General features: G+C 71.5%; 6 protein-coding genes. 2 read left to right on the forward strand and 4 right to left on the reverse strand.

Annotated features, from left to right (window positions below):
• Positions 1-61: 61 nt before the first annotated feature.
• A complete protein-coding gene (locus ADX84_RS02505) occupies positions 62-625 on the forward strand; it encodes a CGNR zinc finger domain-containing protein (protein WP_049566742.1) in 564 nt (187 codons plus the stop codon).
• Between the two features lie 331 nt (positions 626-956).
• Here ADX84_RS02505 and ADX84_RS02510 read toward each other — a convergent pair whose 3' ends face one another.
• Entirely contained in the window at positions 957-1,394 is a 438-nt protein-coding gene (locus tag ADX84_RS02510) for a YciI family protein (RefSeq protein WP_049566745.1), read from the reverse strand.
• 448 nt (positions 1,395-1,842) lie between these two features.
• Between ADX84_RS02510 and ADX84_RS02515 the strand changes: the two genes are divergently transcribed.
• A complete protein-coding gene (locus ADX84_RS02515; protein WP_049566749.1) occupies positions 1,843-2,484 on the forward strand; it encodes an OB-fold-containig protein in 642 nt (213 codons plus the stop codon).
• A gap of 55 nt (positions 2,485-2,539) precedes the next feature.
• Here the strand turns inward: ADX84_RS02515 and ADX84_RS02520 are convergent, their stop codons facing one another.
• The 3 genes from ADX84_RS02520 to ADX84_RS02530 all read right to left on the reverse strand — a co-directional run bounded on the left by ADX84_RS02520 (position 2,540) and on the right by ADX84_RS02530 (position 14,691).
• On the reverse strand, positions 2,540-3,826 hold the full coding sequence (locus ADX84_RS02520; RefSeq protein WP_049566752.1) for an MFS transporter: 1,287 nt from the start codon (positions 3,824-3,826) through the stop codon (positions 2,540-2,542).
• 168 nt (positions 3,827-3,994) lie between these two features.
• Positions 3,995-4,195 carry an MbtH family protein gene (locus ADX84_RS02525; RefSeq protein WP_049566754.1) on the reverse strand — a complete coding sequence of 67 codons (201 nt, stop codon included), beginning with the start codon at positions 4,193-4,195 and terminating at the stop codon, positions 3,995-3,997.
• 2 nt (positions 4,196-4,197) lie between these two features.
• Positions 4,198-14,691: a non-ribosomal peptide synthetase gene (locus ADX84_RS02530; protein ID WP_049566757.1), complete on the reverse strand. Its 10,494-nt coding sequence runs from the start codon at positions 14,689-14,691 to the stop codon at positions 4,198-4,200.
• Between the last annotated feature and the right edge of the window lie 36 nt (positions 14,692-14,727).

Genomic DNA, 14,727 nt, shown 5'->3' on the forward strand with positions numbered 1-14,727 from the left:
GCGAACCCCCATGTAAGGCGTGTAATCTATTTTCAACGCTTACGCTAGCATGGAGTAAGGCTTGAAAATAGATTTCACCGATTACATCCCCGGGGCGGCCCTGGCCACCGACCTGGTCAACACCTCTCCCCAGGTCCGCGAGGCCGGAGACGCGCTCTCCGGCACCGGGGCGCTTCGGGAGTTCCTGGCCGAGAACGGCGTCGACTGGGGTGAGCCGAGCCCGGACGACCTCGAGGAGGTGCTGACCCTGCGGCGCCGGGTCCGCGGCATCCTGGAGACGGAGGACGAGAACGAGACCGCCGAAGCCGCCAACGACCTGGTCGCGCGGGCGGCTGGCGGCCCCTCCCTGGAGCGCGACGCTGACGGCCGGTGGCGGTGGTACGTCGGCATCGTGCCGGACGCCTCGTTCGCGGACCGGCTGGCGGTGCTCGTCGGAACCGGGCTCCTCGGCGTCCTCGAGGTCCTGAGCCACGACCGGTTCCGGTACTGCGCCTCACCCCTGTGCGAGGGCATGTTCGTCGACACCAGCCGTGCGGGGCGACGGCGCTACTGCACCCCGAGCCTGTGCGGGAACCGACTCAACGTCGCGAACCACCGGGCCCGCCACTCACAGGACCGCCCCTGACCGTCCAGACCCGGGCGCGTTCCAGGAGAAGGCCACGTTCGCCTTCGTTACGGGTGAGTTCGGTCGGGCGGACGGGCTCCGCGCGCGCTCCAGTCGGTGTCCTCGGGTCGAACCGGACGCCGCTTCTCCAGGGCGGAGACCAGGGCGTCCTGGCGAACTCCTCAGCGAGCCAGGCCTGCCCGACCATGCCGGTGAGCGTGGCGACGAGGCAGGCCGACTCGACGCGCCAGAACCGCCTCCACCTCGCGTCCGACGCCGGTGTGGCCCATGGGTCCTTCGCAGCACCACGGGCCACACCGGTGCAACGGGGTCCGGAAACCCGGGGCGGAGCTCAGCCGTTGCGGCTCTCCTCCTGGGCACGCCGTTCGCGCTCGTGCTCCTTGACCTCCTCGGGCATGCCCTCGAGGTCCTCGAGCTCGGCGATGCGCCGCAGCTGGAGCTTGAGTTCGGTCGGATCGCCCTTGGCCGGGTGCGGGCACCGCTTGGCCCACTCCAAGGCCTCCGCGTGCGAGGACACCTGGAGCACCCAGTACCCCGCGATGAACTCCTTGGCCTCGGTGAAGGGACCGTCCAGCACCGTGGCCTCACCGTCGCTGAAGATGACCTCGGCCCCGGCGGAGGTGGGCGCGAGCCCCTCCCCTGCCAGCAGGACTCCGGCCCGGATCATCTCCTCGTTGTACTTGCCCATCTCCTCGTAGACCTCGGCGCCGACCTCGTAGTCGGCGGCCTCGGTCTCGGGAGTGCTCATGATCGACATCAGGTAGCGCATGGTGTTCTCCGCTCCGGGTGGGGTGCGGGTCCGCTCCCCCGCTCTCACCGGTACTCGAACGGGCCGACCCGGAATCGACACCCGTCCCGAGATGCTTCCTACTTCACTCCTGCCCGAGTTGATGCTCATGTTCACCCAGGTCAGCGGCATTTTCCTGTTTCTCGGCCATCGCCACGGCATCGGTGTCGTCGCCCGGCCCATGACGCGCCACGGCGCGGGGCGGCCAGCACCGGGAAGACCAGCGAATCATCCACGCATGCACCGTGGGGGCGGAGATGGGAACAGCAACCGCCTTCCCGGGACAACGGGGATCTCCCGGATCACCGGGACCCGAGGGCACACACCCGCCCTGGCCACAACTGGTCAGGAGAGGCCCCGGGGGCCGTCCTGAACTGGGGCGTTCGGTAGAGTTCCGGGACGGTTCGAACAGCGCGAGCGGGGGCACGGGATGGGCGTTTTCCTGGGTGCCGCCTTCGGTTTCCCCACGGTCCTGTTCACACCGATGCTCATCGTCGTCCTGGGCTACTGGATCTTCGTGATCGTCGGCGCCGCCGACACCGAACTGCTCGACAGCGTGGACTCCAACGGCGACGCCGTCGGACTGAGCGCGTTCCTCAGCAGGGCGGGACTCGGCCGGGTTCCGGTGACCGTGGCCCTCACTCTGCTGATCTGTGTCGCCTGGTTCGCCAGCATGATGGGAAGCATCTTGACCACCCTCGTCGACACCACCTCCACCCCCCTGCTTTACGCCCTCGGCGCCGTGGTGCTGGTCATCGCCCTGGTCGTCGCCTGGGCGGTCACCAGCGGCGTGGTCATGGGGTTCCAGCGCTTCCTGCCCGCGCGCGGCGGCGACTCCAAGCACGAGCTGGTCGGGCGCACCTGCGTCATCCGGATCGGTGAGGCCCGCGAGGACTTCGGCCAGGCCGAGATCACCACCGCGGGCGGTGCCTCCATCTCCATCCCCGTACGCACCATCAGCGGTGAGGTCCTGTCCTCGGGCAGCACCGCGCTGATCTTCGACCACAGCTCGGACGACGACGTCTTCCTGGTGACCGCCTTCGACGCGGCACTCGACCCCGGCCAGAACTGACCGGGGCCGCCGTCCGAGTCCCTCTCCGCAGGGCGCTCCGGTGCGGGACGCCTACCTACTCCCCGTCCTCCGCCTCCTGACGGTCCCTGTCCTCGGCCTCGTCCGCGCGCCGTGCCATGGTCCGCAGCGCGGGCAGGAGGAGCAGGGTGGCGGTGATGACGACCACCCCGCCGATCAGTGACGGCAGGCGCAGGTCGACGCGGCCGAGGAAACCGCCGATGAGGGCGCCCACGGCGTTGAAGGTCATCGCGAAGATCTGCACGGACCCCAGCACCCGTCCGCGCAGTTCGGCGGGGATGGCGAGCTGGGCGACCCCGATGGTGACGGTGTTCGACAGGGCCATGGCCACCGCGATCAGGGCCCAGAAGAACCCGGCCACGTACGCGTTGGGCGACACGATGAACCCGATGCAGCCCACACCCATGACCGTGAAGGCGATGACCTGGGTACGGAAGCGCCCCAGGAAGGCGACCACGCGCGAGACCGAGAGCGCTCCGAGCAGCGCCCCGACGGCGGCGGAGGAGATGAACACTCCGTACAGCGCCTCCGGTACCCCGAAGTGCACCCGCAGGATGAGGACCAGCACGGACGACTGGAGCATGAAGCCCATGGCCACGAGCGAGCCGTGCAGCGCCAGGTACCTGAGGGGCCGGTCGTTCCAGAGGAACGTGGTCCCCTCGCGGACGGAGGCGAGGATGGAGACCGCCGGAGTCCGGGCGTCCCGTACCGCGGCCCGGGGCCGTCGTGCGCTCAGCGGCAGGCCGATGAGGATGAGGGCGCCGAGAAGGTAGGCGCCGGCGTTGACCGCGAGCGGGAGAGCCGCCGCGACCACGATCAGGAGACCGCCGATGGGAGCACCGCCGAAGTCCTGGACGACCACCCGGCCGCCGACGATACGGCTGTTGGCCCGGTCCAGGGAGGTCTTGGCGACCAGTTCGGGCATGAGGGCGCGTCCGCCGATGTCGTAGAACGCCTCGCAGGACATGACGACGAACATCACCGCGTAGAGGGTGAGGATGGTGGCGTTGCCCGCGGCGACGACCACCGCGAGCGCCACCAGGGTGGCGGCGCGCACCAGGTTCGCGACGATCAGCACCTTGCCCCGGTCGAGGCGGTCGACGAGCGCGCCCACGAACAGGCCGAAGATCAGCCAGGGCAGGAATCGCACGAAGGCCAGCCCGGCGACCAGGACGGGGTCGTTGGTGAACATGGCCGCCATCAGCGGAAGCACCGTCGCCATGATTCCGTCGGCCACGCTGCTGCTCATGCTCCCGACCCAGAAGCGGTTGAAGTCGCGGCCCAGGCCACGGACCGGTCTGCCCGGTCTGGTCTGTACGGACATGGTCTCTACTCTCGATTCCTGGTGCTACCGGCTGGTGGGGAGGAGGGGCGGGCGGGGAGACGGGGTGGGGACGGGCAAGGGCGGCGCGGGTGGCGCCGCCGGGCCGGTGTGTCCGGGTGCGGGCCCGTCGCGCGGGCCCGCACCAGAGGGTGGAGCGGTGGTGCTCGGTCAGACGGCGGCGAGGCTGCGGGGCCGGATGTCGGTCCAGTTCTCCTCGACGTAGCGCAGGCAGGCCTCGCGGGTGTCCTCCCCCGCGACGACGTCCCAGCCAGCGGGGACGTCGGCGAAGGACGGCCACAAGGAGTGCTGGCCCTCGGCGTTGACCACGACGTAGAAAGTACCCTCGGCGTTGTCGAACGGGTTGTTCATCGTCAGCTCCTCAGCTGTTCGAAGGTGGTGGATTCCATCTGGGCGGACACCAGTCGACCGATCAGTCCCACCGACTCCGGGCGGGTCATCCCCATGTGCGTGGAGTCGATGTCATGGACCTCGATACGGCCGTCGATGTGCTCCTTCCAGTACTCGACCTCGGGCGAGTACTCGTTCCTCCCGCGCGTTGCGCGGAAGAAGACCGTGTCCCCGGTGAAGGTTCCGGGAGTGTGGTGGTTCATGACGACCGCGTGGTTGACCGCGGCGTCCACGAGGGCGGCCAGGTCGGCGGGGGCGAACTCGGCCAGGACGGGATCGCCCTGCCGTACCCGCCGGACCACGTCCTCGCGGTCGATCGGGGCTCCCACGGAGCCGACGCCGGGTGGGACGTCGAGCATCATGGCCAGCACCTCGTCATGGGAGAAGTCGGTGCGCTCGGCGCCGGGCGGTACGGGATAGGAGTCCATGAGTCCGAGGAAGGACACCTCCTCGCCCGCGTCCTGGAGGCGGACCGCCATCTCGTGGGCGACGAGGCCGCCGAACGACCACCCCAGCAGCCGGTACGGGCCGTGGGGCCGGACGGAGCGGACGCGCTCCAGATAGTCCTCGGCGATCTCGGCGACGCTGCTCGGCAGCTCACCCGGGACGGTGAGCGCCCGCGTCTGCAATCCGTACAGGGGCTGGTCGCCGGGCAGGTGCTGGACCAGACCGGCGTAACACCAGCTCATCCCCGCGCCCGGGTGCACCGCGAAGAGCGGGGGGCGCTCTCCGTGCTTGCGCAGGGGAAGCAGGACCTCCAACGCGCCCGCGGTGTTCTCCACCGGGGCGTCGCCGGTGACCTGCTGGTCCCCGCCCGGCTCGCCCGCCAGCGCCGCGACGGTCGGCGAACGGAAGACGTCCCGGACCCTGAGCTCGATCCCCAGGTCCGCGGCGGCCCGGCCGACCAGCCGGGCGGCCAGGAGCGAGTGCCCGCCGAGGTCGAAGAAGGAGTCGTCGATCCCCACCCGGTCCAGGCCCAGGATCTCCGCGAACAGCGCGCAGAAGGCCTCTTCTCGGGGTGTGCGGGGCTCGCGGCCCACGGCGGTGGGCGTGTACTGCGGCGAGGGGAGGGACCGCCGGTCCAGTTTGCCGCTGGAGTTCAGCGGGAGGGTGTCCAGGACGACGGTTGCCGCGGGGACCATGTACTCCGGCAGCGATCGCGCGGTGTGCGCGGCCACAGCTTCGGTGTCGATCCCGTGGCCGTCCTCGGCCACGAGGTAGGCGACCAGCCGCGGGTCGCCCGGCCGGTCCTCACGGACCACGGCGACCGCGTGGGCGACGGCCGGGTGCGCCGAGAGCACGGCCTCGACCTCGCCGAGTTCGATGCGGAAGCCACGGATCTTGACCTGGTCGTCCTCACGCCCATGGAAGCGGATGTCGCCGTCGGGGGTCCGGGAGACCCGGTCTCCGGTCCGGTACATGCGGGAGCCGGGTGAGCCGTGGGGATCGGTCACGAACCGTCCAGCGGTCAGGCCGGGCCTGTGCAGGTATCCGCGTGCCACGCCGTCACCGGCCAGGTACAGGTCACCGACGACGCCGTCCGGCACCGGTCGCAGCCGTTCGTCCAGGACGCGGGTCAGCGTGCCCGGAAGGCCCCGGCCGATGTGCGGGTGCGCGCCGGTCACCTCGGCCATCGTGGCGTCGACCGTGGTCTCGGTGGGGCCGTAGAGGTTGAACGCGGTGACGTCGTCCGCCCCGGCGGCCAGATCGGTCCACGTCTGCGCGGGCACGGCCTCCCCGCCCAGGGCCAGGCGCAGCGGCCAGGCCCCGGCCGGTCGGGGGAGAAGCCTGTCGCGTACCAGTTCCCAGTGGGTGGGGGTCAGGTTCAGGTAGGTGACACGGTGCCGGGCCACCTCGCGGACGAAGGAGTCCGGTTCGTCACGGATCTCGTCGGCGACGACCAGCACCGTGTCCCCCCGGCAGATCGCGCCCCACTGCTGGATGGAGGCGTCGAACGCGGCGCTCGCGGTCCAGGCCGAGACCCCGGGTTCGGGCAGGTGGTAGCCGCTCTCCTCCAGAGAGGCGACCAGGTGGGCGAGGTTGGCGTGGGTCACGGCCACGCCCTTGGGTCGGCCCGTCGATCCGGACGTGTAGATCACGTAGGCGAGGGAGCCGGGGTGCCGGGAGACACCGGGGTCGGTCGCGGGCGCGTCCGGCGCGGCCACCTGTTCGTCGGCGACCAGTACGTGGGTGGAATCGGGGAGCGCCCGCACCGCCTCGTGCACGCGGTTCCGCGCGTCCGTCAGCAGCAGTCCCTCGCCAGCCTCCTCCAGGATGGCGGTGATCCGTCCCGCGGGGTTGCGCGGGTCCAGCGGCAGGAAGGGTGCGCCGCTCCGGAGGACGGCGATCATGGCGACGACCAGGTCGGCCGAACGCCCCATCAGGAGGGCCACCGGACGGTCCGCGCCAGCGCCCAGACCGATCAGCGTGTGGGCGAGGCGGTTGGCCCGCGCGTCCAGCTCGCCGAAGGTGAGTCCGGTGTCGCCGAAGAGCACCGCGGTGCGGTCCGGCGTGCGTCGCACCTGTTCCGCGAGCCTTTCGAGGAAGGCCGGGTGCCGCTCTCCGGGGTCAGGGTGCGTCTCGGCGGGCCGTCCGACGCGCTCGTGCGGCATGAGGACGTCGAGTTCGTCGAGGCCCTGGGAGGTGTCGGCGCCGAAGGCCTCCATCACGGCGACCAGGCGCTGGAGCAGGGATCGCGCGGTCCGTTCGGTGAACAGGCTGGTGGCGTACTCCAGTGCGAGGACCGCGGGACGGGTGCCGTCCGGGGAACGGTCGCCGACGGTCAGGCCGAGGTCGAACTTGGCGGTGTCGATCTCCGCCCGGCCGTACCGGCCGGAGTCCTGTCCGGGGGTGCCCGGTTCGTCCGAGACCTCGCCCGTGGCCAGGGAGAGCATGGCCTGGAAGAGGGGGTGGTGCGCGGTGCTGCGGGTGGGGTTGACGAGTTCCACCACCTGCTCGAAGGGCAGGTCCTGGTGGTCGAACGCGGCCAGGTCGGCCTCGCGGACCCGGGCCAGCAGGTCGGCGAGGGTGGGCGACCCGGACGTGTCGGTGCGCAGCACCAGGGTGTTCACGAAGAAGCCGACCAGGTCGTCGAAGGCCGGGTCCGTCCGGCCCGCCACCGGAGTGCCGACGGCGATGTCGTCGCCCACGCCCATCCTGGTGAACAGGGCGGCCAGCGCGGCATGCACCACCATGAAGAGGGTGCAGTCGTGTTCGCGGGCGACGCGCCGGAGCCCGTCGTAGACCTCGTCCGGCAGGACCGCCGTGACCGTGCCGCCCTCGTGCCGGGCCTCGGCGGGTCGGGGGAAGTCGAGCGGCCACTCCGCGACCTCGGGCAACCCGCTCAACGCCCGCTCCCAGTACCGGGACTGGCGGCTGTGCGCGGAGTCGGGGTCGCCGGGATCGCCGAGCAGGTCGTTCTGCCACAGGGTGTAGTCGGCGTACTGGACGGGCAGCGCGTCCCAGTCGGGGGCGCGTCCCTCGAAGCGGGCCGCGTAGGCCTCCTGGAGGTCCCGGAGCAGCGGCGCGAGCGACCAGCCGTCACCGATGACGTGGTGCATCTGCACCACCAGGGCCGAGTCGCCCTCCCCGGCGAGCAGCAGGTCGGCGCGCACCAGCGGTCCGGCCTCCAGGTCGAAGACGTGTGCGTCGATGTCCCTCAGTACGTCCGGGATCTGCTCGGGTTCGACCGCGCGCACCCGGAGGCGGATCGCGGAGCCGTCAGTGACGTGCTGGTAGGGCTCCCCCTGTTCGGTGGGCAGGACCGTTCGCAGTGCCTCGTGCCGCTGGACGACGTCCGCGAGGGCGGCCGTCCACGCGTCGGGGTCGGGGCGGCCGTCCAGGCGCAGCACGGTCTGGATGTTGTAGGCGCGTTCCTGGCCGTCGACCTGGTGCAGGAACCACAGCCTGCGCTGGGCGGAGGACAGCGGAAGGAGCTCGGGTCGCGACCGGGGCACCGCCCTGGGGCGGGACGGGCGGTCCCCGGCGGCCTCGACCACCCGGGCCACGCCCGTGACGGTGGGCGAGGAGAACAGTTCGCGCAGCTCGACGTCGACGCCGAGCACGGAGCGCACACGCGCGATGAGGCGGGTGGCGAGCAGGGAGTGGCCGCCCAGGTCGAAGAAGGAGTCGTCGATGCCGACCCGGTCCAGGCCGAGGACCTCGGCGAACAGCCCGCACAGGATCTCCTCGCGCGGGCCCCGGGGGGCGCGGCCGGAGCCCGTGGCGGCGGCGAAGTCCGGCTCGGGCAGGGCGCGTCGGTCCAACTTGCCGTTGCCGTTCAGGGGAAGGGCGTCCAGGACCATCACGGCGGAGGGAACCATGTAGTCGGGCAGGACCTTCGCGACGGCGGCCCTGACCAGCGCGCCCTCCAGGGACGCGCCCGCAGCGGGCACGACGTAGGCGACCAGGGCCATGGCGCCGCTGTGGTCCCGCCGTGCCGTGACGAACGCCTGGGCGACACCGGGCATCGCGGCGGCGACGGCCTGGATCTCTCCCGGCTCGACGCGGAACCCGCGGACCTTGACCTGGTCGTCGGCGCGGCCCAGGTACTCGATGCGACCGGCCTCGACCCAGCGGACGACGTCCCCGGTCCGGTACATCCTGGCGCCCGGCTCACCGAAAGGGTCGGGCAGGAACCGTTCGGCGGTCAGGTCCGGGAGTCCCACGTAACCGTGCGCCAGCCCGGTCCCGGACACGTACAGCTCACCCGGGACACCGACGGGTACGGGGCGCAGGCGCTCGTCGAGGACGTAGCCCCGGCGGTTGGCGAGCGGCCCGCCGATGGGCACCGGCCCGTCCTCCTGATCGCGGACCTCGTGGGAGTGGGTGAAGACCATGCTCTCGACCGGCCCGTACCCGTTGCGCAGGCGGATGTCGGGGAAGGCGGCGCGGAAGCGGCGCATGTGCTCCGCGGACGGTTTCTCCCCACCCACGTGGACCTGGAGCGCACCCTCGAAGACCTGGGGGTACTCGTCCACGACCAGGTTGAACAGGCCGGTGGACAGGAAGAGCGAGTCGACGCCGTGCCTGGCGACGAGCTCCGCCATGCGCGGGGGCTCGGGGACCTGACCGGGGTGCAGGACGCAGACGGAGCCGTGGAGCAGCGCCCCCCAGAACTCGAGGACGAAGGCGTCCCAGGAGACGGGTGCGGACTGCAGCCAGACCCGGTCGGGGCCCAGGTCGGCGTAGTCCTGGCCGGTGAAGGTGGACACGATGGCGCGGTGCGGGGCGAGCACCCCCTTGGGGACACCGGACGATCCGGACGTGAACATCACGCAGGCCGTGCTCAGCGGCGACAGGTCGAGGGCGAGGTCGCTCCCGTCGTGTCCGTCGATCGCGGACGCGACCGTGTCGACCGCGATGGTGTGCCGGGCCCCGGTCTCGCGCTCCAGCAGGTCGGCGCGGCTGACGACGAGGCGGGTCCCTGACGCGGACGCCATCGCGGCCAGCCGGGTGTCGGGGAAGGCGGGGTCCAGGGGCGTGTACCCGGCACCGGCCTTGAGCACGGCCAGCAGCGCGACGGCGTACTCGACACTGCGCTCCATGAGCACGCCGACCATGCTGCCCGGGGCGACGCCGTTCTCGCGCAGGTGTCGGGCGAGCCGGTTGGCGCGGGTGTTCAGTTCGGCGTAGGTGACCTCGGTGCCCTCGAAGACCAGCGCCAGGGAGTCGGGTGCCGCCGCGGCCCGTTCCTCGAACAGCGCGTGCACGAGAGCCGAGGGTTCACCCGCCGCGGTGTCGTTGACCTCGTGCACCAGCGCGTGGAACTCGTCCCCGGTCAGCACCGCGATGTCGGCGATCCTGGCTTCGGGGTCGTCGGCGACGGCGTTCAGTACCCGGATCAGGCGTTCGCCGAGGTCCTCGGCGGTCCGGCGGTCGAACAGGTCCGTGGCGTAGTCCACGACGGCGGTCAGGCCGTCGGGCCCCTCCCCGAAGGCGAAGGTGAGGTCGAACTTGGCCGTCTTCCAGCCGAAGGGCTCACGGTCCGCACGGAGCCCGGGCAGGCGGGGCTCCACCACGGCGTTGTTCTGGAGGACCATCATCACCTGGAACAGGGGGTGATGGGCGGTCGAGCGCTCCGGGTTGAGCTTCTCCACGAGCAGGTCGAAGGGGACGTCCTGGTGGTCGAAGGCCGCCAGGTCGGTCTCCCTCACGCGTTCGAGCAGGTCGGTGAAGGACGGGTCGCCGGAGGTGTCGGTGCGCAGGACGAGCGTGTTGACGAAGAACCCGACGAGGTCGTCCAACGCGGGGTCGGCGCGTCCCGCGATCGGGGTGCCCAGCGGGATGTCCTCGCCCGCCCCCGAGCGGTTCAGGGTCACCGCCAAGGCGGCCTGGAGCGCCATGAACAGGGTGCAGCCGCGGGCGCGGGTGATCTCCTCCAGTCGGTCGCGCAGATCCGCGCCCAGGTCGAACACGATGCTGTCGCCCCGGTGCGAGGGGGTCGGCGGTCGGGGCCGGTCCAGGGGCAGTTCGAGGACCTCGGGAGCCCCGTCGAGGGCCCGCCGCCAGAAGTCGAGCTGACGCGCGGCCACACCCTCGGGGTCCCGCTCGTCCAGGAGCTCGTTCTGCCAGAGCGTGTAGTCCGCGTACTGCACCGGCAGCGGCTCCCACTCGGGCGCCCCGCCAGCGAGGCGCGCGGCGTAGGCCTGGCACAGATCGCGAACGAGCACACCCTCGGACCAACCGTCGGTCGCGATGTGGTGCATCAGCACCACCAGCACCGACTCCTGGTCGCTGACACGGAGCAGCGCGGCACGCACCGGCAGGTCCTCTGCCAGGTCGAAGGTCCGGCCGATGAACTCCTCGATCGCGCCGGGGACGTCGGACTCGGCGCGTTCGCTTGTCTCGAAGCCCAGCCGGGCACGGGCCTCTCCGGTTCCGAGCACCTGCTGGTGGAGCTCTTCCCCGTGCTCGGTGAGGACGGTGCGCAGGATCTCGTGGCGGTCCACGGTGTCGCCGAGGGCCGCGCGCAGGGCACCGGAGTCGAGGCGCCCGCGCAGGCGCAGGGCGACGGACACGTTGTAGGTGGCGGAGGCGCCCTCGATCCGGTTCGCGAGCCACAGTCGGCGCTGGGCGTAGGACAGGGGAGCCAGTTCACCGCGATCAGCGGGGACCAGCTCCGGACGGGAGGTCACCCCCCGCCCTCGAGCGATCACCCGGTCCACACCCGCCACCGTCGGATCACGGAAGAAGTCCCGGACCCCCACTTCGGCGCAGAGCACCGACCGCACCCGCGACACCAGCCGCAGCGCCAGCAGCGAGTTGCCGCCCGAACGGAAGAAGTTCTCCCCCGGACCCACCGACTCCCGGCCCAACAGTCGCGCGAACAACTCGCACAGGATCTCCTGACGCGGAGTCAGCGAACCAGAGGCCGCAGCCTCGTCGTCACCGGGCGCGGACACGGTCAGCGTGCCCCTGTTGGTCAGGGCCGCGCACTCTTCGTCCGTCAACCCGATCGCGGCACCCGCCACCGCCCCGGTGTCCCCGGCCATCGCTCGCAGCACCCGGTCCAGCACCGCGACCAGCGCTCGAACAGTCGAGTCGTCGAAGAGGTCGACGGCGAAGTCGACCGCGCCCCCGAGCCCGGCGGGTGCGCCGCCGCCGTCCCGGTACTCGACGAAACCCACGGCCAGGTCGAACTTGGCCACACCCGTGGTGACGGTGGTGACCTCCGCACCGTCGAAGCCGGAGGCGTCCGCGAAGGCGGGATTCAGCGCGACCGTGACCTGGAAGAGAGGATGGTGGGCGGTCGAGCGCTCCGGGTTGAGCTTCTCCACGAGCAGGTCGAAGGGGACGTCCTGATGGTCGAAGGCCGCCAGAGCGGTCTCCCGGACGCCGTCCAGGATCTGGGCGAAGGTCTTCTCCCCGGACACGTCGGTGCGCAGGACGAGCGTGTTGATGAAGAACCCGACCAGGTCGTCCAGCGCGGGCTCGGTGCGTCCCGCGATCGGGGTGCCCAGCGGGATGTCCTCACCCGCCCCCGCCTTGGACAGCGCGATCGCCAGCGCGGCCTGCACCACCATGAACAGCGTGCAGCCGTGCTCCTTGGCCACACGCGCCAGGGCGGTGTGCAGCTCCGCGTCCACCTCGAAGTGGACGCTCTCACCCCGGTGCGAGGGGACCTCGGGTCGGGCCCTGTCCAGGGGTAGTTCGAGGACCTCGGGAGCCCCGTCGAGGGCCCGCCGCCAGAAGTCGAGCTGACGGGCGGCCACACCCTCGGGGTCCCGCTCGTCCAGGAGCTCGTTCTGCCAGAGCGTGTAGTCCGCGTACTGCACCGGCAGCGGCTCCCACTCGGGCGCCCCGCCAGCGAGGCGCGCGGCGTAGGCCTGGCACAGATCGCGGACGAGCACACCCTCGGACCAGCCGTCCGTGGCGATGTGGTGCATCAGCACCACCAGCACCGACTCCCGCGCGCAGCCGAAGTAGCGGACCAGGACGGGCCGGTCCACCGCGAGGTCGAACGGCGTTCGCGCGAACTCGCCCACCAGCGCGTCCACCCCATCGGGAGCGCACTCCACCACCTCGAACCCCGGCAGGCCCTCCCCCGGCCCCAACACCCGTTGGAAGGGCTCGCCGCCGCGCTCCCCGTAGACCGTCCGCAAGACCTCGTGCCGCTCGACCACGTCACCCAACGCCGTCTCCAGAGCGGCGGCGTCCACATCGGCGCCGAACCGCACCACCACGGGCACGTTGTAGGTCGAACTCGCCCCTTCGAGCCGGTTCACGAACCACAGCCGCCGCTGCGCGAAGGACAACGGAGAAAGCTCCCCACGCTCCACGGAGACCAACCCCGGCCGGAACGCCACCGCCCGCCCCCGAGCGATCACCCGGTCCACACCCGCCACCGTCGGATCACGGAAGAAGTCGCGCACCCCCACCTCGGCCCCGAGCACCGACCGCACCCGCGACACCAGACGCAGCGCCAGCAGCGAGTTACCACCCGAACGGAAGAAGTTCTCCCCAGGCTCCACCGACTCCCGACCCAACAGTTCCCCGAACAACCCGCACAGGATCTCCTGACGCGGAGTCAGCGGGCCGGACGGTGAGTCGACGACGGTCGCCACCGCGCTCACCGCGGGCGTACCGCGATCGGTCAGAGCCACCCGCTCCGGTTCCGTCAGCTCGACGCACTCGCCCACGGTCGATTCCGGGTCCCCGGCCATGGCGCGCAACACCCGCACCAGGACCGCGCCCAGGGCACGGACCGTGGCGGCGTCGAAGAGGTCACACGCGTACTCCACAACACCGGACAGCCCCGCCGCCCCACCCGAACCGTCCCGGCGCTCCACGAAGCCCACCGCGAAGTCGAACTTGGCCACACCCGTGTCCACGGGGACCAGCTCCGTCGTCACCGCCCCGGCGAACTCCGGGTCCGCGCCATCCCCCTGAGCTCCGTTCACGGCGACCGTGACCTGGAACAGCGGGTGGCGTCCGGGCACGCGCTCCGGGTTGAGGGCCTCGACCAGCAGGTCGAAGGGGACGTCCTGGTGGGCGTAGGCGCGCAGGTCGGCCTCGCGCACCTGCGCGAGGAGCTCCGAGATCGTCTGGTCCGGGCGGACCCCGGTGCGGAGCACCAGGGTGTTCACGAAGAACCCCACCAGGTCCTCCAGGGCCTCCTCGTCACGACCGGCCACCGGGGTGCCCAACGGCACGTCGTCCCCCGCGCCGGCCTTGGAGAGCGCGACCGCCAGCGCCGCCTGCACCACCATCAGCAGGGTGCAACCGTGCGCACCGGCCACCTCCAGCAGGCGTGCGTGCAGGTCCGCGTCGAGGTCGAGGGCCTCCTGCGCGCCCCGGCCCGTGGGCGTGTCCGGACGTACTCGGTCGAAGGGTAGCTCCAGGGATCCGGGCGCCCCCTCCAGCGCGTCCCGCCAGAAGTCCGTCTGCTGTGACAGGAGACTGTCCGGGTCCTCGGGCGAGCCCAGGACGTCCCGCTGCCAGAGGGCGAAGTCCGCGTACTGCACCGGCAGCGGCTCCCACTCGGGCGCCCTGCCAGCGAGGCGCGCGGCGTAGGCCCGCCCCAGGTCCCGCACGAGCACGCCCTCGGACCAACCGTCCGTGGCGATGTGGTGCATCAGCACCACCAGCACCGACCCACCGGGACCGCAGTCGAAGTAGCGGACCCGCACCGGCCGGTCCACCGCGAGGTCGAACGGCGTTCGCGCGAACTCCCCCACCAGCGCGTCCGCCCCATCGGGAGCGCACTCCACCACCTCGAACCCCGGCAACCCCTCCGCCAGCCCCAACACCCGCTGGAAGGGCTCGCCCCCGCGCTCCCCGTAGACCGTCCGCAACACCTCGTGCCGCTCGACCACGTCACCCAACGCCGCTTCCAGAGCGGCGGCGTCCAGACCGGCACCGAACCGCACCACCAACGGCACGTTGTAGGTCGAGCCCGCGCCTTCAAGCCGGTTCACGAACCACAGCCGCCGCTGCGCGAAGGAAAGGGGGATCACGGTTACTCCTCAAGGGAAAGGGTGGTGCCTTCGTCC

Source organism: Nocardiopsis sp. SBT366 (genome assembly GCF_001083815.1).
GTDB classification, from domain to species: domain Bacteria; phylum Actinomycetota; class Actinomycetes; order Streptosporangiales; family Streptosporangiaceae; genus Nocardiopsis; species Nocardiopsis prasina.

Coding starts and splice junctions, on each gene's coding strand:
- ADX84_RS02510 (WP_049566745.1), bottom strand. CDS start 1,394: ATGCGCTACCTGATGTCGATCATGAGCACTCCCGAGACCGAGGCCGCC.
- ADX84_RS02515 (WP_049566749.1), top strand. CDS start 1,843: ATGGGCGTTTTCCTGGGTGCCGCCTTCGGTTTCCCCACGGTCCTGTTC.
- ADX84_RS02520 (WP_049566752.1), bottom strand. CDS start 3,826: ATGTCCGTACAGACCAGACCGGGCAGACCGGTCCGTGGCCTGGGCCGC.
- ADX84_RS02525 (WP_049566754.1), bottom strand. CDS start 4,195: ATGAACAACCCGTTCGACAACGCCGAGGGTACTTTCTACGTCGTGGTC.